This window comes from Microbacterium sp. 1262 (genome assembly GCF_040544895.1).
GTDB classification, from domain to species: Bacteria; Actinomycetota; Actinomycetes; order Actinomycetales; family Microbacteriaceae; genus Microbacterium; species Microbacterium plantarum.
Map to the genome: position 1 here is coordinate 2,043,285 of NZ_JBEPKU010000001.1, position 22,325 is coordinate 2,065,609.

A 22,325-nucleotide genomic window follows, 5' to 3' on the forward strand; every position below is an offset into this window, starting at 1 on the left:
CCGTCCGCCAGCTCGTCAAGGGGCACTCGCAACAGCGGGCCCCTGGTGCACCCTGTCGTGGCACGAGGGGAGAGCGCCGCGATGGGAGAACTGCGATACGGGTCGGGCCTCATCCCCGTCGCCATGCCCGACGACATCCTCGCCCACCTCCAGCTCGTGGTCGCCGCCAAGCTCGGCGCAGGCGAAGGGTTCACGGTGAGCTGGAGACACAGCGACGGACAGGGGCGCAGCACGCTGTGGCTCGAGCGGTCGATCCCCCTCCGGTTCGACTTCGCGTCGCCTCATCCCGTCGCCACCGATCCGCGGCGGGTGCGGGCGATGCTCACCGAGGCCGCCGCGGTCACCGGGCTCTCCCTCGGCACGCTTCCGCTCGAGGCCTCATGACCGACCTGCTCACCTCGCGGGCCGAGACGCGCTGGCTCGTCGCGAGTCCCGAATACGCCGGCGTCACCGCCTACACCGGCGGAATCGGCCGTCACTACGCCGCGCTGCTCCCGGCCCTGGCCCGCCAGGGGGTCGCCGTCGACCTCGCGCTCGAGACGAGGGACGATCTCGTGTCCGACGACCCGGGCGACGGGGTCAGGCTGGTCGACGGCGGCGTGCGTCGCGCCTACCGCGCTCATCACCATGACGTCGTCTTCGCTCCCGAGTGGGGTGGCCTGGCCGCGCCGCTCCCCCGCACGGCACCCCTGCTGACGAATCTGGCGACCGGCGTCCGCCTCGCCGACCAGGTGTCCGGGCTCACGCCGGGAGACCTGCCGATCGGGCAGCGGCTCGCCCGCCTGCGGCAAGCGTCGGCGGAACGGCATCAGCTGTACCGGTCCGCCGGTCTCATCGCCATCTCGCGGGCGATGCTCGAGCGCACCAGCGACCTGTACCCGGGCCTGCCGCCGGCTCGCGTCGTCCGCAACTGCATCGACGTCGACGCGGTCGCGGCCGCAGCGACGCGCGCGGCCGCACCCGACGGCTGGCCCGACGATGACGCGCCGGTCGTGCTCTTCCTCGGCCGTTCCGAGCGACGGAAGGGCGTCGAGGACGCTTTCGCGGCGTTCCGGCTCGTGCATGACGACGTGCCGGGCACGCGCCTCGTCCTCGCCGGCGCGGGTGGGGATGCCCGGTACGAGCCGACGCGCGCCGCACTCCTCGAGATGCTGCCGCCGACGGCGCGCGACCGCGTGATCTGGCTCGGGCACGTGCCGGGCGAGGAGCTCTACGGAGCGATCTCACGAGCGGATGTCGTCATCTGCCCCTCTCGCTGGGAAGGCTTCGGCAACGTCGCCCTCGAGGTCAAGGCGATCGGCACGCCGCTCGTGGTGACTTCCGGCAGCGGATACGACGACTTCTGCACCGACGGCCAGGACTGCCAGAGCGTGCCGGCCGCCGACCCGGGACGTCTTGCCGCCGCGATCACCGTCGCCGTGCGGCATCCCGCCTGGGCACGGACACTCGCCGAGCATGCGCGCGCGCAGGTCGCCGATTTCGCCCCCGACCCCGTGGCCCGCGACCTGCTCGCTGCCGCGGCCGAGTTGCTCGCCGGCGCGGTCAGACCGAGGCTCGACGCCAGCCGTCGTCCTCGCGGGTGATCGCTCCGGCTCGCTCGAAGGCCTCCAGCCAGCCCGTCATGGGCCACTCGCCCCACTTCTCAGCGAAGAGGGCGCCGTTGCGCAGGATGTCGTCGAGGTGCTGCCAGGGCGGCGACGAGGTCTCGTGATGCTGGTGATAGGCGTCGGCGCCGCCGACCCAGATCATCGGGACGCCGGCGCGACGCAGGGAGAACGCGAAGTCGGTGTCTTCTCCCCCGTAGCCCTCGTACCGCTCGTCGAACCCGCCGACGGACCGCCACACGGCGATCGTGGTCGCGAACGAGAGCGACCAGAACAGCGGGTACTCCGCGGGCTCGGCACGTTGCAGGGTGCCGGCGGGCGGAGCCGGGCGCGCCGCGTGGGGCGCAGTGGCCGCGCGGAGGGACGCCGCGTCGAGCGCGGCCCTCGCGGGCAGATACGTCACCGGCCCGCACAGGACCGCATCGGGGTGCTGGGTCGCCGCGTCACGGTAGCGATCGACGAGCTCGGGCCCGGGGACGCAATCGGCGTCGAGAAAGACAAGCAGGCGCGCCCCGAGCGCCTCGGCTGCACGGGCGCCGGCGTTTCGCGCCGCCGCGAGCCGCAGACCGGCCGCCCCCGGGGGAACGCGCACCACGGACTCGGCGTCGAGGAGGGGCGCATCGTCGTCGCCGATCCAGACGACGACCCGCGGCACACCCGCCGTCGCGCGCAGCTGATTGCGCAGGTGCTCGAGGCGCGGTGCCGAGCAGAGCGTCACGATCGCCATGTCGCTCATGCACCGGCTCCCGCCGCCGCTTCGGCACGGATGATCTCCGCCGCGCGCTGCGCCGCTCCGTCGGCGCGCCACGCGGTCCATCCCTCGCCGCAGGCCGAGGCCTGGTCGAGCAGATCCGGCCAGCGCGCCGGCTCGGGCCACCGGGGCACGGCGACGGCGAGGCCCGACCGCCCGAGCGCCAGGGCGGTCGCCCGCTGCTCGGAGAACGGACGTTCCTGCGGGATGACGATCGCAGGTGCGCCCGCGGCGGCGAGATCGGCGACCGCGTTCTGACCGCACCACGACACGACGACGGCTGCCGTCGTCAACGCATCCCAGGGGTCGGCGGCCCACGCTCCGGAACCGGCGCCGAGCACACGCCACGGACGCCCCGACGCGCGCTCCGCGGCCGCGATGTCGTCGGCCGAGACGTCGGCGCCACCACCGCCGCCGAGCAGGACGACCTCGTCGCCGCGCGGCTGCGCGGGCCGACGACGACCGGCGAACCGCGAGATCCCGCCGACGAACGCGACGCGGTCACCGAGCGAGGTCAGGTGCTCGGGAGCATAGATCTCCTCCGGCCAGGGCGCGATGACCCGCCGCGCCGCGGCATAAGCCAGCCGGTGCGGCTCGTCCGTGCGGTCACCGGGCTGCGTGATGATCACCACGGGCACGCCGAGGAGCCGGACGAACAACGTCACCTCGGCCGAGACGTCGACGACGAACGCGTCGATGTCGCCCGCCCCGACCGCTGCGGCGATGACCGCGAGCCGCGAACGGTGGCCGACGTGGTGCAACGGAGCCCAGTGGAGCAGGCCGCCCGCCGTCGGGTCATCGGCGGGGACGGCCGGTGCGGGCACGTCATCGCGGGCGAGCTCGACCCACGAGACGTTCGCGGGCAGCTCGGAGGGAGCCAGCATCGAGCTGAAACAGACGACGTCGACATCGAGGTGGGGCGCGATGGCGAGCATACGGGTCAGGTGGCCGCGACCATGATGGTGCACGTACCAGCCGATGCGCCCCGTCATGCCGGCAGCTCGGCTGGCGCCGCGCGCGTGCTCAGCGACGCGAAGATCTCCTCGAGCGCACTCGTTCGCGCGTCGAGCGAGAACCGCTCCACCGCCCGCCCCCGGACCGCGCGACGGAAGCGCGGATCACGGGCCTGCGGCCAGATCTCCGCCACGGCATCCGCCATCGCGGCGACGTCTCCGGCGCCCACGAGGCGCATCCCGACGGAGGCCGCCGCGATCTCGGGCACGCCGCCCACCGCGAAGCCGACGACGGGCGTCCCGCACATGAGGGCTTCCGGACCGACGAGCCCGAACGGCTCGGCCCACGCGGGAGTCGCGAGCGCGACGGCCGACCGACCGACGAGCGCGGCGAGTTCGTGAGGGGTGAGCTCACCGGCCAGCGTGACGTCGTCGCCGAGCAGCGGGCCGAGCACGTCGTCGGCGTACGCGCGGTCGCCGACACGACCGGCGATCGTGAGCCGTCGCCCGAGCGATCGGGCGACGGCCACGGCCAGGTGCGGGGCCTTCTCGGGAACGATGCGGCCGAACCAGACGAGGTCGTCGCCGCCCGGCCCTGCGGTCCAGACGCGGGGGTCGACGCCGTTGGCAAGCAGGGTCGAGGCGACACCCGCGTGCTGCCACTCCCGACGCGTGTGCTCGCTGACCGAGAGGAACGTGCTGCCCCGGCCCGCCGCGGCACGGTGGGCCCGCACGAAGTCATCGTCGACGGGCGTGTGCAGGGTCGTCACCATCGGCACGTCCAGCTGCGGTGCGAGCTGCAGCGGGAGGGCGTGCAGGCAGTGGTTCGAGATCACGTCGAAGTCCGCGGCCCGCGCGCCGATCGTCTCGAGGGCACGCCGGAGCATCGGCACGCTGAGGGTTTCGTAGGCGGGCGGATACGTCTTGTCGGTGCGCACCGCGTCGGCGTCCCAGCCCAGCTCGGGCATCTCCCAGATGCTGCCGGGCTCGACGTGGTCCGACCCGGTCACCGCGACGACGGTCACCTCGTGGCCTCGGGCGCGCAGAGCCTCGACCTCCGACCACACGGCGGCCTCGAGCCCGCCGGCGTGAGGCCTCCGGATCGGAAACCGGAGCGGCGCGATGACCGCGATGCGCAGCGGACGCCCCGTCACGAGGCACGCTCGCTGCGAAGACGGCGGTACAGCGCGGCATGCGCTTGCGCCGTCCCGGCATCCTGCTCGCGGCGACTGTCGCGACGCGCCTCGATGAGATCAGCCCGCGCGACCGAACCGGGACGGGCCGCCTCGTCGCACGACAGCAGCGTGCGCAATGAAGCGGTGAGCGTCTCCACATCGCCCGGGTGAAAGCTCGCGATCGAGTCGTCGTCATGCTGATCGGCGAAGTGGCCGACATCGGGGACGGCGACGGGGACGCCGAGGTCCCAGCAGAGCTCGAGCCAGCCGGAATGACTGCCGAAGCGGTAGGGCAGCACGCAGACGTCGAGTCCGCCGAGCGCCGTGTTCAGCGCGGCGTCGGGAAGTCGGCCCTGCTCGACGAGGACCGCGTAAGGGTGGCCGGCCACGGCCGCCCGCACCTCGTCGCGGGCGTCGTGATCGCGGACCGACCGGTGCATGCGGATCTTGGCGACAGCGTGATGGCCCTCATCGCGGAGGCGCTCGACCGCGGCGATCAGCGTTCGCGCGCTGGTCGGCCCATCGGTGCCGGGGCGGAGGTCCTTCAGGTGCATTCCGATCCGCAGCTCTTCGCTCACCGCGACGACCGACGGGGTCTCGCCCTCGCGCAGGATGGCGGGATGCGGCAGCACGACCGCCTCGCGTCCCCAGCGCTCGCGCACCTCGGCTGCGGCGCCTGCGGTGAGCGTCACGAGAGCGTCGACGCGCGGAATGAGCTCGTCGAGCTGGGCGGCGTACGGACCCTGGTCCGCGAGCTGGGGGTGAGTCAGATCGTGGACGGTGAAGACGACCGCCCAACCGGCGGCATGGGCCGCGTCGATGCACGCCGTCAGATGGCCCGCGGGGAAAGACTCGGTGCCGAAGTGCACGTGCAGGATGTCGGCACGATCGGCGTGCTGAAGAATCCAGTCGGGGTCGAGGGCGACGGGGGGCCACCACACGCCTTCGGCCGCGCCAGCCACCGGCGGGTCGGGCAGAAGCTCGATGCCCGCGGCGTGCGTGACACGCTGCACGTAGGGATGCCCGGCGGGCACCGCGACGACGCGCACGTCGGGCGCACCGGACATCTCGTCCAGGGGCGCACTGGCGGTGACGATGGTCACGGTCCTCCTTGCTGAAACCGCCGAAACGGGGGCGATCCGAGTCGGACGCTAGCCGAGCGGGACGCCCGGCGCCTCGCACTTGCGCGAACCACAGGCGACCGGTAACGATGACCGGATGCCCGTCGACACCCCTCCCCTGTGCCTCGTCTGGGGTCCTGCCGGACACGGAGTGACCGACTACGGCTCCGACGTCGCCGCCGCCGCGCACCGTCTCGACCCGGCCGTGCGCGCCACCGCCGTGACCGACCTCAGCGCCGTGCTGACAGCGGTCGCTCCCGACGAGCCCGTGCATCTGCACGCGACCGACCGCCTGCTCGGAGCGAGCCTGGAGGATGCCGCCGACGCGGTCGAAACGCTCTCGCGCGCCTGCCGGCTGACCCTGACACTGCACGATCTGCCGCAGCCGTCAGACGGCACGAAGTACGACCGCCGGGTCGCCGCCTATCGCCGTTTCTTCGCCGCCGCCGACGCCGTGGCCGTCAACAGCGAGCACGAGCGGCTGCTCGTGTCGGAGCACCTCGGCGACGACCTGCGGCCCGAGGTGATCCCGCTCGGAACCCGGCTCGCTCGCGCTCCTGAGCCGGGTCCCGCCGACGCCCCGGACCGACCCGGCGCCTCCGCCGACCTCATCGTGCTCATCGCGGGGTTCGTGTACCCCGGAAAGGGGCACGAGCCGGCCCTGCGCGCCGCCACCGCGGCAGTGAACGCGCTGCGTGCGTCGGGCCGACCGGTCGGCGAAGCGGTCGTCCGCGCTCTGGGTGCCGCCTCGCCGGGCCACGAGGGCGACGTCGCGACGCTCGAACGCTTGGCCGCCGACCTCGGCGGCCGCTTCGAGATCACCGGATTCCTCGACGACGCCGAGTTCGCCCGGCGGCTGCGCGAGCCCGGCATCCCGGTCGCCGCGCACGAGCACGTGTCGGCTTCGCGATCGATGCTCGACTGGATCGAAGCCGGACGTCGTCCGCTCGTCGTCCGGTCGCGCTACAGCGACGAGATGGACGGCCTGCGCCCCGGGACGACGGTTCTCTTCGACCCGGCGGAGCTGACCGGCCGCCTCGCGGAGGCGTGGGAGAACCCGGCCTCGACTCGTCTGGCCCCCGGGCATCCCCTGCGTCCCGACCTGGCCGACGTCGCTGGGTCGTACCTGAACTGGTGGCGCGGGATGTCGCGATGAGCTCGGGCCCACTGCCCGGCGAAGCCCTACCCGGCAACCGGTGGGACCTTCTCGACGGCCGATGGCCCGCACAGCCGCCGACCGTCTCGGTGATCGTCGCCCACTACCGCCAGCCCGAACAGCTCGCTCGGACGCTCGCCGCGCTGCGGTCGCAGGATCACCCGGCCGACCGGCTGCAGATCATCGTCGCGGACGACGGCTCGCCCGAGCCGCCCTCCGTTCCGGACGGGGTCGAGCTCGTCCGCCACGAGGACCGGGGCTTCCGGCTCGCGGCCGTCCGCAACCTCGGTGCCGCGGCGGCTCGCGGAGATGTCCTCGTGTTCCTCGACGCCGACACGGCCCCCGAGCCCGCCTTCATCCGGGAGCTGACCCGGCTGCCCGCACTCGCGCCGGACTGCCTCACGGTCGGGCGGCGCCGGCACGCAGACCTGCGCGGCGTCGACGTCGTCCGGCTCGCCGAAGAGGCGGCGCGCACGGCCCTGCCCGAGCCGGAATGGCTCGCAGCGGAGTATCGCCGAACCGCGAACCTGCTCCGCGCTGACGACCGCAGCTATCGCCACGTCATCGGGGCTGTCATCGCGTGCTCGCGGGTGCTGTTCGACGCGACGGGAGGCTTCGACGAGTCGTTCACGTCGTATGGCGGGGAGGACTGGGAATGGACCTATCGCGCGTGGCTGCGCGGCGCGCTGCTCGCCCACGTGCCCGCAGCCGTGGCGTGGCACGACGGACCGGATGCCGCCGGACGCGATGAAGGCGCGGTGGCGCGCCGCAACGCGGAGACCATCCGGCTCAGCGACCTCATCCCCGTCGCCGGTTCCGCCGGCCGGGGCCTGCGGCCCACCCACCCCGACATCGCGATCATCGCGCCGCCGCGCGCGAGCGACGGGCAGCGGTTCCTCGCTCTCGACAGCGTGCTCGCGGCTCTGGGGCCGGCTGCGGGGCGCGCCGCCGTGCTTCCGGAGGAATCCGAGCCGGATCCCGCGTTCGATCGCGTCCGGATCATCATCGAGCTGCTCCGCCCGGTCCGCATCGACGCCGACGACGACGTCCTCACCGCCGCACTGGCTCGCGTCGACGGCGAAGGCCTCGGTGAGCTGACCCTGTGCTCCCCCGATAGCGAGCCCCTCCTGCGGGTCATCTCGGTGCGCGCCCGCGCGCGGAGCGACCGCTGGCGCCGTGGGGATCTCTTCCCGACGGCGTCAGCGACGACGCGTGCGATCCGCGCCGTCACCGACGAGCCCGATCTCGCCGCCTACCTCGGCGGCTGGGGCTGACCCGGGCTCACTCCGCCGGGTAGCGGGCGGCGCGCAGCACGCGCGCGAGATGCGCCGCGTTGCGTGCGAGAGTAGCGGTCGTCGAGGCGACGGGGTCGGGGGTCTGCTCCAGATCCTTGAAGTCGACGGTCTGCATCGCCTCGCCGTTCCAGTAGGTGCCGCCCTGCGCGGGGATCGTGAACCCGACGTCGTTCAGCCCCTGGAACAGGTCGGCGGTGGCCTTGTGCGCGCCGTCCTCGTTGCCGACCACGGCCACCACGGCGACGCGGTCGAAGAGGATCGGCCGACCGGCGTCGTCCGTCTCGGAGAGTTCGGCGTCGAGGCGCTCGAGCACGCGCTGCGCGAGGCTCGAGGCGTGTCCCATCCAGATGGGCGTCCCGACGACGAGGATGTCGGCGGCGAGGATCTGCTCTCGAACGGAGGGCCACTCGTCTCCGTCCCCCATGTCGGTCTCGACGCCCGGCGCGATGTTCAGGTCGGCGATGCGCACCTGCGTGCCCGAGGCGCCGTGCTCGGCGAGGGCGTCGAGCACCTGCTGCAGCATGAGCTGCGTGCTCGACTCCGCAGGCGCGGGCTTCAGCGTGCAGTTGAGGGCGACGACCCGGAGCGGGGCATCGGAAGCGGGCATGTCTGTCGTCATGGCGAGTCCTTTCGTCTGCCGCCATCGTCGGCGACGCCCCGCGGTGGGCGACAGGCTGTTGACAGCGCGGCGTCAGGCCGGAACAGCGGCGTCCCACCACCGCAGCACGCGCAGGGCGATCATGGTCAGCCAGGGCGACGGCTCGCCCGCGGCGACATCGATGTCGAACCAGACGCGTCCCGCCAGCGGCTCGCCCTGATGCCATGTCCCGTCGGCGGCGCGAGCGTTCCGGACCATGTCGATCGCCTCCGCCAGCCGCGGGTCGGGTGCGGCGGTTTCGAGAAGCGCGACCGCGCGGAAATGATCGAGGGCGGCGAGCGCGCTGTAGCGGTGGCGGTTGGGGTAGACGAACTCCGTCACGAAGTCGCCGACGGGCTCGCCGGTCGAGGCGCGGAAGGCCAGCCGCCGCGACAGCAGGTACTCCTCCCCGCGGTGCCGGCTCTCGCGGAGGGCCCGGTCGCCCGTGATCTGCTCCCAGGCGAGCATGCCGCGCAGTGCGTTGAGAGTCGAGTGGAATGACCCGCGCACCGATCGCCCCTCCTCCGCCTCGCAGTTCCACCCGCCGTCGGCCAGCTGATGCTCGCGGAACCACTGCGCCAAGCCGCTCATGTCGACGCCGAGCCAGGCGCCCGTCGCGAGCGTGAAGGAATTGATGCAGACGTCGATCTCGCCGTCCCAGTACGGCAGGTCGTCGTACTCCCACCGGCTGTTGCGTCGCAGCCGTTCCGCGGTGTCGCCGAGGACGGCGGCATCCAGACCCCACTCCCGCAGATCCTTCAGGGTCCAGGTGGTCGCCGTCCAGGGCTGTCCCGGCGCGCGGGCCTCCGCGCTGTCGAAGAACCCCGCCGGGAAGTACGCGCCACCCTCCCACTGACCGTCGTCGCCCTGCTCCCGCAGGAGGCGTGCGCCGTTGCCCTCTGTCGCGACGCGAGCCCGCGTGGCCTGCCACACGGACGGCGGAGCGTCGGCGAGATCACGCTCCACCTGCCAGCGCAGCGACGGGTCGGTGTCCAGAAGCCACGCCAGCGTGCCGTCCGTGTCGGTCATGCGGTCATTGTCGCGCGGCTCAGCCCTCCTGCGCGAGCACCGCGACACCGCGCGGGGCGATCGCGACGGCATCCGCGGAACCTCGCTCGGCGGCACCCGCGAGCAGGTCGCCCGCCGCGGCCACCACCACCTCGGCGTCGGTGCGGTTCGCGAGGAACACGAAGCGCCCACCCTCGTGGCGGCGGATGATCACGTCGACGTCGCCGTCGGCCGCGAGGGGGTCTGCCGCGAGCGCCGGGATGTCATCGGCCAGACGTCGGATGACATCGGCGGCGCCCGCGCGTCCGATCGCGGCGGAGACGTACGTCGCGCTGCCGCCGCTGTCGTGGCCGCTTCGGCGTCGGGTGACGGCCGGGGCGCCATCGAGGTCGCCTCCGGCGTAGGTGTCGAGCACCTCGACATCCGGTTCGACGCGCGCGATGCGCTCGCTCCAGTCGCGGACGACCGTGCCGGAGGCGAGGGATGCCGTCTCCCCCGGCAGCATCGGCACGAACTCCTCGATCGTGATGCCGAGCAGCTCGCGCAGCGCGCCCGGGTAACCGCCGAGCCACACCCGGTCGTTCTCGTCGACCACGCCCGAGAAGTAGGTCGTCACGAGGTGACCGCCACCGGTGACGAAGGCGGTCAGGCGCTCGCGCAGCGCCGCCGGCACAACGTGGAGCATCGGCGCGACGACCACCTCGTAGTCACCGAGGTCGGCCGCGACGGGCAGGACGTCGACGCGCACGCCGAGGTCGAGGAGCGCTCGGTACCACAGCAGCGTCTCGTCGTCGTAGGCGGGCGACTCGGAGGGGTGCGAGTCGCGTCCGCTGACCCACCACGACTCGTAGTCGAACACCAGCGCCACGCGCGCCCGTTCGCGCCGGCTGCCGGTGACCGGCGCCAGGTCGCGCAGCTGCGAGCCGAGGTCGACCACATCGCGGAACACCCGACTCTCGGCGCCGGCGTGCGGGACCATGCCGGAGTGGTAGCGCTCACCCCCGGCGCGGGACTGCCGCCACTGGAAGTAGCAGACCGCGTCCGCCCCGTGCCCGACATGGGTCAGGGCGTCGCGGACCAGCTCGCCGGGCCGCTTGGGCGGATTCACGGCGCGCCAGTTCACCGCGCTCGGCGCGTGCTCCATGAGGAACCACGGCCGGCCGCCGGCGATGTTGCCCGTGAGGTTCGACCAGAACGACAGGTCGTCGCGCCCGAGCTCGCCCGGGCGCAGGTAGTGGTCGTTCGACACGAAGTCGACGTCGCCGACCCACGAGGGGTAGTCGATGTCGCGGACGTTCTGGGCGACCATGAAGTTCGTCGTGCGCGGGATGCCGGGCGTCACCTCGGCGAGCACCGCGTTCTCGGCGCGCAGGTGGTCGCGCACGGCATCCGACGAGAAGCGCTCGAAGTCGAGCTGCTGTCCAGGGTTGCGCTGCGTCGGAGCGGCACGCGGGGGCAGGATCTCGTCCCACTCCTCGTAGTGCTGCGACCAGAACGCCGTGCCCCAGGCCTCGTTGAGCGCGTCGAGGGTCGTGTAGCGCGCCTGCAGCCACACCCGGAAGGCCCGGGCGGCGTCATCCGAGAAGTCGTAGAGGTTGTGGCAGCCGAGCTCGTTCGAGATGTGCCAGGCGACGAGAGCAGGGTGATCGGCGTAGCGCTCGGCGAGCGCACGCGTCAGCCGCAGCGCGTACTCGCGGAAGACCGGCGACGTCGGCCGCCAGTGCTGACGCGACCCCGGCCAGAGGGTCGTTCCGTCGATCGTCTGCGGCAGGATCTCGGGATGCCGCTTCGCGAGCCACGGCGGCGGGGACGCGGTCGCCGTGGCGAGGTCGACGTCGATGCCGTTGGCGTGCAGCAGATCGATGATCTCGTCGAGCCAGCCGAAGTCCCACTCGCCCGGGCGCGGCTCGAGCAGCGCCCAGGAGAAGATGCCGAGCGAGACGATGTTGACGCCGGCCTCGCGCATGAGCCGGACGTCCTCGTCCCACACCTCGCGGGGCCACTGCTCGGGGTTGTAGTCGGCGCCGTAGCGCATCCGTCCCGGGCCGAGCGCCCCGTCCTTCACCCAGCGGTAGGTCGTGTCATCCGTTGCCATGCGATCAGCGTAGACCGAAACACGTGCAGATGCACGGGATTGATGTGTTCTACGCTCGGGTCATGCCATCCGACGCCCCTCACCCCCGTGGGCCGTACGCGAAGAGCGCGGCCCGGCGTGCGGAGATCGTGGCGTCGGCGACCGTCGTGTTCGGCACCCACGGCTACCGCGGCGGGTCGCTCCGGCAGATCGCCAAGCAGCTCGATCTGAGTCTCACCACCGTGATGCACCACTTCCCCACGAAGGTCTCGCTGCTGGCGGCCGTCCTCGAGCAGGAGGATGCCGCCGACACCGACTTCCCCGCGCGCGCAGCCCGCGACGGGTTCATCCCGAGCGTGCTGGCGATCGTCGAGCGCAACCTCGCCCGGCGCGAGCTCGTGCGCATGTTCTCGATCGTGTCGGCCGAGGCGACGCACCCCGAGCACGAGGCGCACGCGTGGCTGCTCGAGCGCTACCGCGCGGTCACCGAGACGTACGCCGCGGCCATCGCCGACGATCGCGCCCGCGGCCGACTCGATGCGGACGACGACCCTCGAGCCCTGGCCGACCTCGTGATCAGCGGGTGGGAGGGCATCCAGATCCGCTGGCTGACCGACGACACCGACCCCGTCGCCGCGATGCGCCTGCTGCTCGTCGGCCTGCTGCGGCCCCGCGCCTGAGCCGATACATTCGTCGGACTGGCGGGGCTGATGTGGCCTCGGCGCCCGCTGCAGGCGACACCAGCACCACCGGTCCGACGGCTGTATCGCCGCTTCTGGGTTCGGCGATCAGCCTCGATCGGCGATCATGCGCCCGTAGCCCTCGACGAACGTCGGGAACGTCAAGTCGAGCATCGCCGCGAGGCGCGAGCCGTCGAGCACCTTGCCGCGGTCAGCGTCGGGTTCGACCTCCGCGCGCGGCGGAGCGTCGACCCCGAGGCGATCCGCGATGAACTCGACCACCTCGCCGAGGGTCGCGGGTCGCCGGTCGACGCCGTGCAGAAGCGCAGGCGGCGCGTCCGCGTCGAGCAGCTGCGCGATCGCGCGCACGAGGTCGACCTCGTGGATGCGGTTGGTGCGACGCTCGTAGTCGACCGGCTCACCCGCGAGCACCTGCCGGATCAGCCGCTCACGTCCGGGGCCGTAGATCCCGGCGGGCCGCACGACGATCGCGTCGAACATCTCGCGGGCCGCATGCTCGCCGTCGACGAGCTGTTCGCCGCGCGTGCTCGTCGGCCGGGGCTCGTCGTCCTCGTCGAGGGGACGCTCCGGACCCCACCCCTCGAAGACCCGCGTCGACGACACGAATACGGTGCGCTCGGGCGGTTTCGGCAGCGCGCGAGCGATCCGCTCCAGCGCGGCGCGGTAGAAGCCGGGGTCATCCCCCGGCGGAAGCGTGACGACCATCGCGTCGACCGCGGGCAACGTCGTGTCGAGGGGCGCTGCCAGATCGGCGACGATCGGCGTGAACGCAGGCCGGATGCCGCCGGCGCTCCGCCGGATCGCGACGACCTCCTGCCCCGCATCGACGAGACTCTCGCCGAGGCGAGTGGCGACCTTGCCGGATCCGACCAGGAGCGTACGTCGAGCAGTCATGCCCCCATCTTCCCAGGGCGCGCCCGGGCCGGGGCCGGGGCCGGCTCGGGCTGGGGCCTCACAGATCCACGCCTCGCGACCCGAGGTCGCGGGTCAGGATCCCGACCCCCGCGGCGGAATCAGATCTCATCCCGCGGTTCGCTAGTCTGCGAGCGTGGCACAGAGCGCATCCCGAAACGAAATCGGATATATCGACCTTCCCCTGGACCCGTCGAGCGGCAGCGACCAACTCGGAATCGGTCATTACTACGATGGGCTCGCGGATTTTGTTCGACGCTGCCAAACCCCGATGACGATCGCCGTTCAAGGAGACTGGGGAACCGGCAAGACGACGGCGCTCAATTTCATCAGCAACCGCCTCGCCGGTTCCCGCGACGCCGCCGCCGGTGCCGTGAAGGTCATCGAATTCAACACGTGGCTCTACTCTCAGTTCGATCTCGGCGAATCGCTCGTCTTCTCGCTCGCACACGCGATCCTCCGCCCTATCGCCACGGCGTCTCAGAAGGCCAAAAAGCTCTTGCCGTTCCTGGGCGCCCTCGCCACCGGTGTGGCTGTCGGCGGCGCGAAGTCCATGGCGAAGTTCGCTCAGGTGGAGGGCGTGATGGATGCCGCCCTAACGGTACTCACCGACGCCGCAACTCCTGACGGGGAACCCGACTACATCTCTCGGCTCAAGCGCATCCGCGCGGATTTCGGAGACGCCGTCGAGCAGTACTGCAAGAGCGAGAAGGTCGATCGCATTGTGATCCTGATCGACGATCTGGATCGCGTGGAGCCGGGGCGCGCCATCGAGATCCTGGAGAGTCTGAAGCTCTTCTTCGAGGTCAAGCAGTGCGTTTTCGTGCTCGCCGTCGACTTCGAGGTGGTTGTCCGGGGAGTCCGCGTCAAGTACGGAAACGACGTCGATCCTCGCAAAGCGCGACAGTACTTCGACAAGATCATCCAGGTGCCCTTCTCGATGCCTGTCGGGTCGTATGACGTCCGCGGTCTGATTGGAGACGCACTTCAGCTCGAACCCGGCGCATCCGAAGAGGTCGTGCAGATCGTGCGGGCCACCATGGGCACAAACCCTCGTGCGATCAAACGACTACTCAACTCCTTCGAACTCTTGAAGCTCGTCTCGCCCGCACATCGTACGCACGAGCTGGAGCAGACGATGGTGGTCATGCTGTGCGCTCAAACCGCGTATCCGAAGCTGCACGATCGCATCGTCGACGCGGTGTACTCGACAAACATCGAGATCGACACGGAGGAATCCGTTCAGCTCGACATCCTCAGCGAGAGCCTGCTGTCAGACCTGGACGACGAGCAACGCGCGCGCCTCTTCGAGGACCTCGAGATCTCGCTGCGAGAACAAGCCGCCTTCATTCATTTCCATGCTCTGCTCGCGCGGCACCTGAGCGACGCCGACGGCTTCACCGACTTCGTCCAGCTCCGAGACGCGGTGCAACTGACGCAGGTGACGGCGGTCGAGACGCCGCGGCGGGTCGACCGCGCCGACGGGGCGGCCCTACGCCCGGCGTCCATGGAGGAGATCGAGGCGCTCGTGAAGAAGCGCTCGCGCGCCACGACCGCCACCGCGGTAACCGACATCCTCGCGAACCTCGAACAACGCCTACAGCAGGCCGAGAAGCCGGTCTGCTGGCTCGTCCAGCCGGAGCTCCGCTACCTCGTGCTCTACGCGTCCGGTGACGCTTCGGAGATCATGAGTGCCGCACCTCGCGTGCGGCCCCGTGTGGCGGCACTGAGCTACAGCCGCAAGGGCTTCAGGCTGAGCTTCGGACGTCGTGTCGCGCTGAGGGACGGCGGTGCGACACACGGAGCCGAATGGGACGCGTTGGTCCGCGGGCTCGGGCCGGCACACGTCCGTGATGCGGGAATGGTCCTGCGCGAATCTCCGTCAGGGTACCCACTGAACGTTGAAGTGACCGCGCTGGCATCGTCCGACTCCGTCGTCGAACTGTTGACCGAGATCTACGACATCTCGCGATCGCTGCGGTGATTCCGACACCCGATTCGCTGCGCGAACGAAGAAGCCCCGGCGGACCGGGGCTTCTTTCGTGGCGGAGACGGAGGGATTTGAACCCTCGGTCCCCTTACGGGGACTCCACCTTAGCAGGGTGGTGCACTAGGCCTGACTATGCGACGTCTCCACGGCATCCGACGCGAGACGGCGCGGATGCACCCGGCAATCATAGCCCGGACTGCCTCAGGCTCCGAATCGAGGGCCGGAGAGCACCCCGGCTCACCGGGAGCTGACGGTACAGGTGACCTGCGCCGCCGTCTGGCCCGTGACCGACTCCGGCAGCACGACCGGTCCGCCCGCCTCGGGCGCGTCCGTCGCGGGCGCGTCCGGCGTCGCCGCCGGGTCGGCGGGCGCTGCGGAATCGGTCGGAGCGGGCGTGGGAGGAGCCGCCTCGCCGACGACCTCGGTGCCGTAGCCGTCACTCGTCGACCCGCTCAGCTGCACCGGCTGGTTCGCGGCGAGCGCGTCGAACAGCACCTTGGCGGCGCTCTCGACCGGCTGCACACGTGATCCGCCGTTGACGTAGGCCGTGGGGTACTGCACGAACACGATGTCCTCGTAGGGCACGCTGCGCATGGCGAGGGCGATCTGTACCATCCGCTGCGGGCTCGACAGCGACGAGCTCAGCTTGATCTGCCCGCTGGCGACCTGGTCGACGGCGGTGGTGGCGAGATTGAGCAGCGCCGTGGGGTTTCCGAGCACCCCGTCGGACTGCAGCTTGCGCACCATCGAGCTCATGAACTGCTGCTGGTTCGAGATCCGGCCGAGGTCGGATCCGTCGCCGATCGCGTACCGCGTGCGGAGGAACTGCAGCGCTTCCGTGCCCTGGAGGGTGTGGTTGCCCTTAGTCAGGCTCAGCCCCGTGTGAGAGTCGTTGACGTCATCCGACACGCAGACGTCGACGCCGCCGATCGCGTCGGACATGTTGATGACGCCGGTCCAGCGGGTCGCGGCGGCGAATTGGATGTCGATCCCGGTCAGCTCTTCGATCGTGCTGACGGAGCACGCGAGACCGCCGTACATGTACGAGACGTTGAGCATCTGCGCACTCATCGCCGAGTACTGGGTGCCGTCCTCACCGGTGCAGGCGGGGATGGGAACGATCATGTCGCGCGGGAACGAGATGACCGTCACGCGCCGCGGCTCGTCGCTGATGTGCACGAGCATCGTCACATCGTTGCGCTCACCGTCGGTGTCCTTCGCCTGGCAGGCGGACGAGAGCTCGGCGTTCGCGCCCTCGCACGAGTCGGTGCCGACCACGAGCATGTTCACGCCGCCCTCGATCTCGCCGATCGTCGGGGGGAGCTGCGAGTCGTCGTCGCCGATCGAGACGCCGGCGTCGGCCACGACCTGCGTGGCGTTCCACACGTAGAAGCCGCCGACGGCGACACCGCTCACGACCACGACGGCGACCATGACGCCGAGCACCGCCAGGATCTGGGTCAGCGGGTTCGGCGACCGCAGCTGGCCGTGCCGGGCGACGGGACGACGACGGCGCCGCGACGCCTTCGCATCGGAACGTGCGCTCACGGGTGTCCTCTCGACGAGCCGGCGAGGAGTGCGTTCGGGTGCGCGCTCTTCGCGTCGCGCAGGCACTCCCGGTGACCGACTCATCATAGGGACGGATGTCTGGAAAGTCCGTGAGCGCCCCGGACATGCGAGGCGGTGACGCCCCCCATTCAGCCGCCACCGCCCGACATGTCGCCGTGCTCACCTGCACGCTAACCAGCCGCGAGCGGGCAACCGGCCGGAACGGGACGAGACTGGTAACCGCTCCCAGGGGCGAGTCGCGACCGGCGGTCAGGCGGGTTCGAGCAGACCGCGCTCGGCGACGAGCTCCGTGGCGAGCACCTTGTACCCCTGCGATTCGAAGAACACGGTGACACGGTCGTCCTCGACGGCCATCACGGTTCCCTCACCCCACTCGTGGTGGCGCACGACGTCGTCGACGCGGAAGGGACCGTCGGCGTGATCACCCCGTTCCTCCGAGGTTTCCTCGCGCGCCGCTCGGTCGTTCGCGGATGCCGCGCACGTGTCGCAGTTCTCGCACGGCTCGACGTAGTCCTGCCCGAAGTATCCGAGCAGCGTCGCCCGCCGGCACCGACGGGTCTCGGCATAGCTGCGGAGCATCTCGATACGGGAGGCGTCGATGCGTTCCCGCTCGGCCGACCTCTCCAACGCAGCGTCGACGGCGCGCTCCACGGTCATCCCCCGCCGCAGCGCGACCCCGGCGCGACTCGTCCGCATCGCGCCCGCATCGACGAGAACCGTCAGCAGCGCGGTCACGCGACGGGTCGACAGCCCGCCGGCCGCGGCGATCTCGGCGCGCGACCGCGTCGCGCCGGCGATGGCGTCGACGAGTCGCTTGAGCTCGCCCCGCTTCGGTGCCGACGCCGCGAAGAAACGTCGCAGCGACAGGTCTTCGGGCCGATAGTGAAGCGTCGCCGTCGCGGGCTCGCCGTCGCGGCCGGCGCGACCGAGCTCCTGGTAGTAGGCGTCGATGGAGTCGGGGATGTCGGCGTGGACGACGAAGCGCACGTCGGCCTTATCGATCCCCATCCCGAACGCGGAGGTGGCGACCACGACCTCGACCTCGCCGTCGTGGAACGCCTCGTGCACCCCGTGCCGCTCCTTCGCCGACAGGCCGGCGTGGTACGCGACGGCGTTGATCCCTCGTTCCTGCAGCGCCTCGGCGTACTCCTCGGTGCCGCGCCGGGTGGCGGTGTACAGCAGCCCCGGCTTGGGCAGCTCCACTACCTCGTCGATCACGGCGTCGCGCTTGCCCGACTTCTCGGAGTGACGGCGGACGTTCAGCTCGATGTTCGGCCGGTCGACGTCGCCCACGAGGATGGCCGGGTCGTCCATGCCGAGCCGCTCGATGATCTCGGTGCGGACGGGGCTGGTGGCCGTCGCCGTCATCGCGAGGATCGGCGGTCGCCCCAGACGCTCGGAGACCTCGCCGAGCATCAGGTAGTCCGGGCGGAAGTCGTGTCCCCAGGCTGCGATGCAGTGCGCCTCGTCCACGACCAGCAGCGAGACCCCGGCCTTGGCGAGCTCGGCGACGACGTCATCCTTCGCGAGCTGTTCGGGCGCGAGCAGGACGTACGAGGCCTCTCCCGACCGGATCGCGTCCCAGGCCTCGCGCTGGGCGCGCGCGCCACGGCTCGAGTTCAGGGCGACGCCGTCGGGCGCATCGGGTGCCTCCTCGATGCGCGCGAGCTGGTCCTCCTGCAGCGCGATGAGGGGCGAGACGATCGCGGTCAGGCCGGGCCGGAGAGCCGCAGCGACCTGGTAGACGGCCGACTTCCCCGCACCCGTCGCCCAGACGACCAGCACGTCTCGCCCGGCGACCGCCGCCTCGATCGCATCGAGCTGCTGCGGGCGCAGCTCCTCGATGCCGAAGGACTCTCGGGCGACACGGGCGATCTCGTCGGGCTGCACCGATTCAGTCCATCGCGCCCGCTGCCACAGCGCACGCCGGTTGCGCCGGCGCTTCCGGTGTGGAAGGCGCGTCGTCGGCGGGCAGCCCGCGCCGCTGCACACGGTCATAGGACGGCTGGCGCAGCGCGCGCACCCAGGGGTAGACCCGCGCGCCGGGCAGCACCCGCCGTCCGGCGTCGAATCGAGGCTGATCGCCGGGCCATGCAGCGCGCGTCAGCCGCAGGAGCACGAACGGACGCCACGGGCCGAGCGGTGAGGCGAACGAGAGCACGAGCCGCCAGTCCGCGGCATCCGGGCCGCCGTCCACGGTCGTCGCCGAGAGCAGCACCGGACCGCGACGACCGCGGTAGGGCAGCAGGATGCCGAAGCGTGCGCGCTCGGGCCGGCGCAGGGGCAGCAGCGCGTAGCGCAGCGGCACGCCCCGTCCTGTCGAGGCGAACTCGATGTCGCCGGCGTCGACCTCCGGTGATGCGGATTCGCCCGAGAGGCGCAGAGCGAGCCCGAAGATGTCGGGCAGGGCGTCCGGCAGCCCCACGGAACGCGACAGTCGGGCGACGACCCTCGCCTCACCCGACTGCGGTGGCTCGTCGATCCACGAGATGCCCGACCGGCGCTCGGGCCCGACCCAGCGGACCGTGCCCGTCAGCATCGTGCCGCGCACGTGGATCGGGCGCGGTCGACGCAGCATCAGCAGAGCGCCGAAGAACCCGCGGAGCAGCATTCCGGCGACGCGGGCGAGAGGTGCTCGAGGAAGAGCTGTCATAGCACCACCGAACTCGATTTCCTGCATCTTGCGCACAGGGGTTGCGCTGGGACGTCGATGCGCTATGAGATCGCTCCCACTACACTCGGGGACGCCCTTCCGGACGCCATGTGAACAGCCCCACGCTCTCCCACCCGACGCCGCGACGCGACATCCAGGGCCTCCGGGCCCTCGCCGTCCTCGCGGTCATCGGCGCGCACGCGGTCGGCTGGCCACGTGGCGGATTCGTCGGGGTCGACGTGTTCTTCGTCGTCTCCGGCTTCCTCATCACCGGCGCGCTGCTGCGCGAGGCGCAGCTGACGGGCGGCATCCGCCTCGCCGCCTTCGCCGGTCGGCGCGCCCGCCGCATCCTGCCCCTCGCGGTCGTCGTACTCATCGCCACAGCGGCGAGCGCCTTCGTCGTCTTCAATCGCCCGCGCGCCGAGCAGACGCTCCTCGACGCCCTGTGGTCGGCGGGGTTCGCCGCGAACTGGCGATTCACCGCGGTCGGCACCGATTACTTCCACGCCGACGACGCGGTCTCGCCGCTTCAGCACTTCTGGTCGCTCGCCGTCGAGGAGCAGTTCTACCTCGCCTGGCCGCTGCTGCTCCTGCTGGCCGTCTCGCTCCTGCCCGCCGCCCGTCGTCGCGGCGCCGCGGCGACCGGGGCCGTGGCCGTGCTCGCAGCGGTCGTCGTCACCGCGTCGTTCGCGTGGGCGCTGCTGCAGAGCGCGGATGCCGCCGTCCCAGCCTACTTCTCCACCTTCACCCGCGCGTGGGAGCTGGCGGCCGGGGCGCTCATCGCCGCGGCGGTGCCGCTGCTGCGCCGCATTCCGCCCGTCGTCGGCGGACTCGTGTCCTGGATCGGTGTCGGGGGCCTCATCGTGGCCTTCGCCGTCATCGATCCCGCGGCGGGCGGATTCCCGGCTCCGTGGGCCGCCCTTCCCGTCGCCGCGACGGCGCTCGTGCTCGCCGGCGGCGTGCCGGGCGACCCGCGGCATCGGCACCTCTTCCCGCTGACGAACCCGGTGAGCGTCTTCGCGGGCGACGTGTCGTACTCGCTGTACCTCTGGCACTTCCCGGTCATCGTGTTCGCCGCCGTGCTGCTGCCCGCCCGCGATGCCACGACGACGCTCGTGCTCGCGGTCACGGTCGTCCTCGCGGTCGCCTCGTACCACCTGGTCGAGCGACCGTTCCGGTTCGCGCCGTACGGCCGGCCGGTCGGCGGCGAATCGGCCGAGGCGCCGCCCGAGGATGCCGCCGCCGCGCTGGTGCCCACTGCGGTCCGCCCTGCGGCGCCGGTTCGGGATGCCACGACGGTTCGGGATGCCGCGCCGGTTCGGGATGCCGCTCCAGCACCGGCTCCACGCGCGCTCAGCACCCGCCCCGCGGGCTGGACTCCCGGGACGCGGTACTACCCCGGGGCGCCCTCGGCCACGTCCACGAGCGCGTCGAGCGGCGCTCCTGAGCTGAGCCGCGCGGACCTCGGCGACGGCCCGGGCGTTCCGGAGGTTCCAGCGCCGCGCGCCATCGCAAGCCCCGAACCCGCCCCCGCCGCTGCGCCCGAGCCGGTGCCCGCTTCCGCGCCCTGGGCCGCGTGGCGCGCCCGCTTCGGCCCGCCGGCGCTGCTCGCGGCATCCGGGCTCGGCATCGCCGCCCTGGCCGTCGTGCTCGTCGTCCAGAACGTCTTCGGCGGCCTCACGGCATCGCTCGTCGCCTTCCCGCCCGCGGGCGCCGCCGACGCCGCGAGCGACGCGGCGGACGCGGACCCCGGCGACCCGATCGCCGCCCTGCAGGCCGAGCTCGCCTCGGCCGCGACCGCGACCGAGTGGCCCCAGCTGCATCCCTCGCTCGACGAGGTCATGACCCGGTCGTCGGCGAGCAACCCGGCTCGCGACTGCTTCTCGCCCGAGGTGTCGCCGACCGCCGCGGGCTGCTCCACGGGCAGCTCCGACGCCCCGGTCCACGTCTATCTCGTCGGCGATTCGACCGCGATGGCCTACGCCCCGGCGTTCCGCAAGCTCGCCGACGACAGCGACGGCGGCATCCGCGTGACGACCGTCGGCCTCTACGGATGCCGTTTCACCGACGTCGCGGTGCAGAACGACGGCGCCGGCGTCATGACGGCATGCCCGCAGCGCAAGGCCGATGTCCGCGCCATGATCCTCGCCGACGCGCCCACCCTCGTCGTGATGTCGAACGCGTACACGCTCGGCCACACCCCCGACGGCGCCGACCTCTCGGCCGATGCGCTGCTCGCCGCCCAGGAGGCCGAAGCCGACACCTACGGGATGCCGGGCCGCATCGTGCACCTCGCGCCGCCGCCAGAGGGCGCCGATCTCGGGCGCTGTTACTCCCCCGCCGCCTCGCCGTACGGATGCGCGGCCGGCGTCTCGAGCACGTGGGGCCAGATGGAGTCGGCGGCCGAGCAGGTGGCGGCCGCATCCGGCAACCACGCGGTGAGCTCACTGCCCTTCACCTGCTGGGAGCTCGTCTGCCCCGCTTTCGCGGGCGACATCCCGACGCGGTACGACCGCACGCACCTGACCGTCGCGTACGCGGAGCACATCGTGCCCGCGCTGCGCGCCGAACTCGCCGCTCGCGGGCTGCTCTAGCCCGCGGAGCGAGACGCGGACGGGAGCCTTCATCCGTTTGGATGAACTTCGGGCCGTAATGCGCGGGGCACGTGCCACGGACGGCAGATCCTTCGCCCGACGCCGGTCGTGGTTTCGCCCGCGTTTCCGGGC

18 protein-coding genes and 1 tRNA gene are annotated in these 22,325 nt (G+C 71.8%); 7 read left to right on the top strand and 12 right to left on the bottom strand.

What is annotated here, in order from left to right:
• Positions 1-81: 81 nt before the first annotated feature.
• Both ABIC53_RS09805 and ABIC53_RS09810 read left to right on the top strand, forming a co-directional pair.
• A complete protein-coding gene (locus tag ABIC53_RS09805) occupies positions 82-384 on the top strand; it encodes a DUF7882 family protein (protein WP_274178380.1) in 303 nt (100 codons plus the stop codon).
• Complete coding sequence (locus tag ABIC53_RS09810; RefSeq protein WP_354451290.1) at positions 381-1,583, top strand: glycosyltransferase family 4 protein; 1,203 nt, start codon at positions 381-383, stop codon at positions 1,581-1,583. The genes ABIC53_RS09805 and ABIC53_RS09810 overlap by 4 nt, the downstream gene beginning before the upstream one ends.
• Here the strand turns inward: ABIC53_RS09810 and ABIC53_RS09815 are convergent.
• The 4 genes from ABIC53_RS09815 to ABIC53_RS09830 are packed head-to-tail and all read right to left on the bottom strand — an operon-like array spanning position 1,543 to position 5,586.
• Positions 1,543-2,340 (bottom strand): glycosyltransferase family 2 protein, encoded by a 798-nt coding sequence (locus ABIC53_RS09815; protein ID WP_274178378.1) that lies wholly within the window; start codon positions 2,338-2,340, stop codon positions 1,543-1,545. The genes ABIC53_RS09810 and ABIC53_RS09815 overlap by 41 nt on opposite strands.
• Positions 2,337-3,347 carry a glycosyltransferase gene (locus ABIC53_RS09820; RefSeq protein ID WP_354451292.1) on the bottom strand — a complete coding sequence of 337 codons (1,011 nt, stop codon included), beginning with the start codon at positions 3,345-3,347 and terminating at the stop codon, positions 2,337-2,339. Before ABIC53_RS09820 ends, ABIC53_RS09815 begins: the two co-directional genes overlap by 4 nt.
• Entirely contained in the window at positions 3,344-4,462 is a 1,119-nt protein-coding gene (locus ABIC53_RS09825; protein ID WP_323987247.1) for a glycosyltransferase, read from the bottom strand. Before ABIC53_RS09825 ends, ABIC53_RS09820 begins: the two co-directional genes overlap by 4 nt.
• A complete protein-coding gene (locus ABIC53_RS09830; RefSeq protein WP_354451294.1) occupies positions 4,459-5,586 on the bottom strand; it encodes a glycosyltransferase in 1,128 nt (375 codons plus the stop codon). The genes ABIC53_RS09825 and ABIC53_RS09830 overlap by 4 nt, the downstream gene beginning before the upstream one ends.
• 115 nt (positions 5,587-5,701) lie before the next feature.
• Here ABIC53_RS09830 and ABIC53_RS09835 point away from each other — a divergent pair, with 115 nt between their 5' ends.
• Both ABIC53_RS09835 and ABIC53_RS09840 read left to right on the top strand, forming a co-directional pair.
• The gene (locus ABIC53_RS09835) at positions 5,702-6,760 is read left to right on the top strand and encodes a glycosyltransferase family protein (RefSeq protein WP_354451296.1); all 1,059 of its coding nucleotides are present in this window, start codon (positions 5,702-5,704) and stop codon (positions 6,758-6,760) included.
• Complete coding sequence (locus ABIC53_RS09840) at positions 6,757-8,034, top strand: glycosyltransferase (RefSeq protein WP_354451298.1); 1,278 nt, start codon at positions 6,757-6,759, stop codon at positions 8,032-8,034. The genes ABIC53_RS09835 and ABIC53_RS09840 overlap by 4 nt, the downstream gene beginning before the upstream one ends.
• A 7-nt stretch (positions 8,035-8,041) precedes the next feature.
• Here ABIC53_RS09840 and ABIC53_RS09845 read toward each other — a convergent pair whose 3' ends face one another.
• The 3 genes from ABIC53_RS09845 to ABIC53_RS09855 all read right to left on the bottom strand — a co-directional run bounded on the left by ABIC53_RS09845 (position 8,042) and on the right by ABIC53_RS09855 (position 11,795).
• Complete coding sequence (locus tag ABIC53_RS09845) at positions 8,042-8,674, bottom strand: flavodoxin family protein (RefSeq protein WP_274178372.1); 633 nt, start codon at positions 8,672-8,674, stop codon at positions 8,042-8,044.
• Positions 8,675-8,746: 72 nt separating this feature from the next.
• Positions 8,747-9,721, bottom strand: coding sequence for a squalene cyclase (locus tag ABIC53_RS09850; RefSeq protein ID WP_323987242.1), 975 nt, complete (start codon positions 9,719-9,721; stop codon positions 8,747-8,749).
• A gap of 19 nt (positions 9,722-9,740) precedes the next feature.
• A complete protein-coding gene (locus ABIC53_RS09855) occupies positions 9,741-11,795 on the bottom strand; it encodes a beta-galactosidase (RefSeq protein ID WP_274178370.1) in 2,055 nt (684 codons plus the stop codon).
• A gap of 62 nt (positions 11,796-11,857) precedes the next feature.
• On the opposite strand from ABIC53_RS09855, the gene ABIC53_RS09860 reads away from it, so the two are divergent.
• Positions 11,858-12,454 (top strand): TetR/AcrR family transcriptional regulator, encoded by a 597-nt coding sequence (locus ABIC53_RS09860; protein ID WP_274178369.1) that lies wholly within the window; start codon positions 11,858-11,860, stop codon positions 12,452-12,454.
• 108 nt (positions 12,455-12,562) lie between these two features.
• On the opposite strand, the gene ABIC53_RS09865 is transcribed toward ABIC53_RS09860, so the two are convergent.
• Positions 12,563-13,369, bottom strand: a complete 807-nt coding sequence (locus ABIC53_RS09865; protein WP_274178368.1) for a sugar nucleotide-binding protein — start codon at positions 13,367-13,369, stop codon at positions 12,563-12,565.
• 154 nt (positions 13,370-13,523) lie between these two features.
• Here ABIC53_RS09865 and ABIC53_RS09870 point away from each other — a divergent pair, with 154 nt between their 5' ends.
• Entirely contained in the window at positions 13,524-15,371 is a 1,848-nt protein-coding gene (locus ABIC53_RS09870; protein WP_354451302.1) for a KAP family P-loop NTPase fold protein, read from the top strand.
• 59 nt (positions 15,372-15,430) lie between these two features.
• Here ABIC53_RS09870 and ABIC53_RS09875 read toward each other — a convergent pair.
• The 4 genes from ABIC53_RS09875 to ABIC53_RS09890 all read right to left on the bottom strand — a co-directional run bounded on the left by ABIC53_RS09875 (position 15,431) and on the right by ABIC53_RS09890 (position 19,599).
• Positions 15,431-15,522, bottom strand: a tRNA-Ser gene (locus tag ABIC53_RS09875).
• 92 nt (positions 15,523-15,614) lie between these two features.
• On the bottom strand, positions 15,615-16,925 hold the full coding sequence (locus tag ABIC53_RS09880) for an LCP family protein (protein ID WP_282502054.1): 1,311 nt from the start codon (positions 16,923-16,925) through the stop codon (positions 15,615-15,617).
• Positions 16,926-17,195: 270 nt separating this feature from the next.
• Positions 17,196-18,836 (bottom strand): RecQ family ATP-dependent DNA helicase, encoded by a 1,641-nt coding sequence (locus tag ABIC53_RS09885; RefSeq protein ID WP_282502053.1) that lies wholly within the window; start codon positions 18,834-18,836, stop codon positions 17,196-17,198.
• 4 nt (positions 18,837-18,840) lie between these two features.
• Positions 18,841-19,599: a hypothetical protein gene (locus ABIC53_RS09890; protein WP_274178364.1), complete on the bottom strand. Its 759-nt coding sequence runs from the start codon at positions 19,597-19,599 to the stop codon at positions 18,841-18,843.
• Positions 19,600-19,709: 110 nt separating this feature from the next.
• On the opposite strand from ABIC53_RS09890, the gene ABIC53_RS09895 reads away from it, so the two are divergent.
• Entirely contained in the window at positions 19,710-22,193 is a 2,484-nt protein-coding gene (locus tag ABIC53_RS09895; protein ID WP_323987235.1) for an acyltransferase family protein, read from the top strand.
• Positions 22,194-22,325 lie beyond the last annotated feature (132 nt).

Coding starts and splice junctions, on each gene's coding strand:
- ABIC53_RS09805 (WP_274178380.1), top strand. CDS start 82: ATGGGAGAACTGCGATACGGGTCGGGCCTCATCCCCGTCGCCATGCCC.
- ABIC53_RS09810 (WP_354451290.1), top strand. CDS start 381: ATGACCGACCTGCTCACCTCGCGGGCCGAGACGCGCTGGCTCGTCGCG.
- ABIC53_RS09815 (WP_274178378.1), bottom strand. CDS start 2,340: ATGAGCGACATGGCGATCGTGACGCTCTGCTCGGCACCGCGCCTCGAG.
- ABIC53_RS09820 (WP_354451292.1), bottom strand. CDS start 3,347: ATGACGGGGCGCATCGGCTGGTACGTGCACCATCATGGTCGCGGCCAC.
- ABIC53_RS09835 (WP_354451296.1), top strand. CDS start 5,702: ATGCCCGTCGACACCCCTCCCCTGTGCCTCGTCTGGGGTCCTGCCGGA.
- ABIC53_RS09840 (WP_354451298.1), top strand. CDS start 6,757: ATGAGCTCGGGCCCACTGCCCGGCGAAGCCCTACCCGGCAACCGGTGG.
- ABIC53_RS09845 (WP_274178372.1), bottom strand. CDS start 8,674: ATGACGACAGACATGCCCGCTTCCGATGCCCCGCTCCGGGTCGTCGCC.
- ABIC53_RS09850 (WP_323987242.1), bottom strand. CDS start 9,721: ATGACCGACACGGACGGCACGCTGGCGTGGCTTCTGGACACCGACCCG.
- ABIC53_RS09855 (WP_274178370.1), bottom strand. CDS start 11,795: ATGGCAACGGATGACACGACCTACCGCTGGGTGAAGGACGGGGCGCTC.
- ABIC53_RS09860 (WP_274178369.1), top strand. CDS start 11,858: ATGCCATCCGACGCCCCTCACCCCCGTGGGCCGTACGCGAAGAGCGCG.
- ABIC53_RS09865 (WP_274178368.1), bottom strand. CDS start 13,369: ATGACTGCTCGACGTACGCTCCTGGTCGGATCCGGCAAGGTCGCCACT.
- ABIC53_RS09890 (WP_274178364.1), bottom strand. CDS start 19,599: ATGACAGCTCTTCCTCGAGCACCTCTCGCCCGCGTCGCCGGAATGCTG.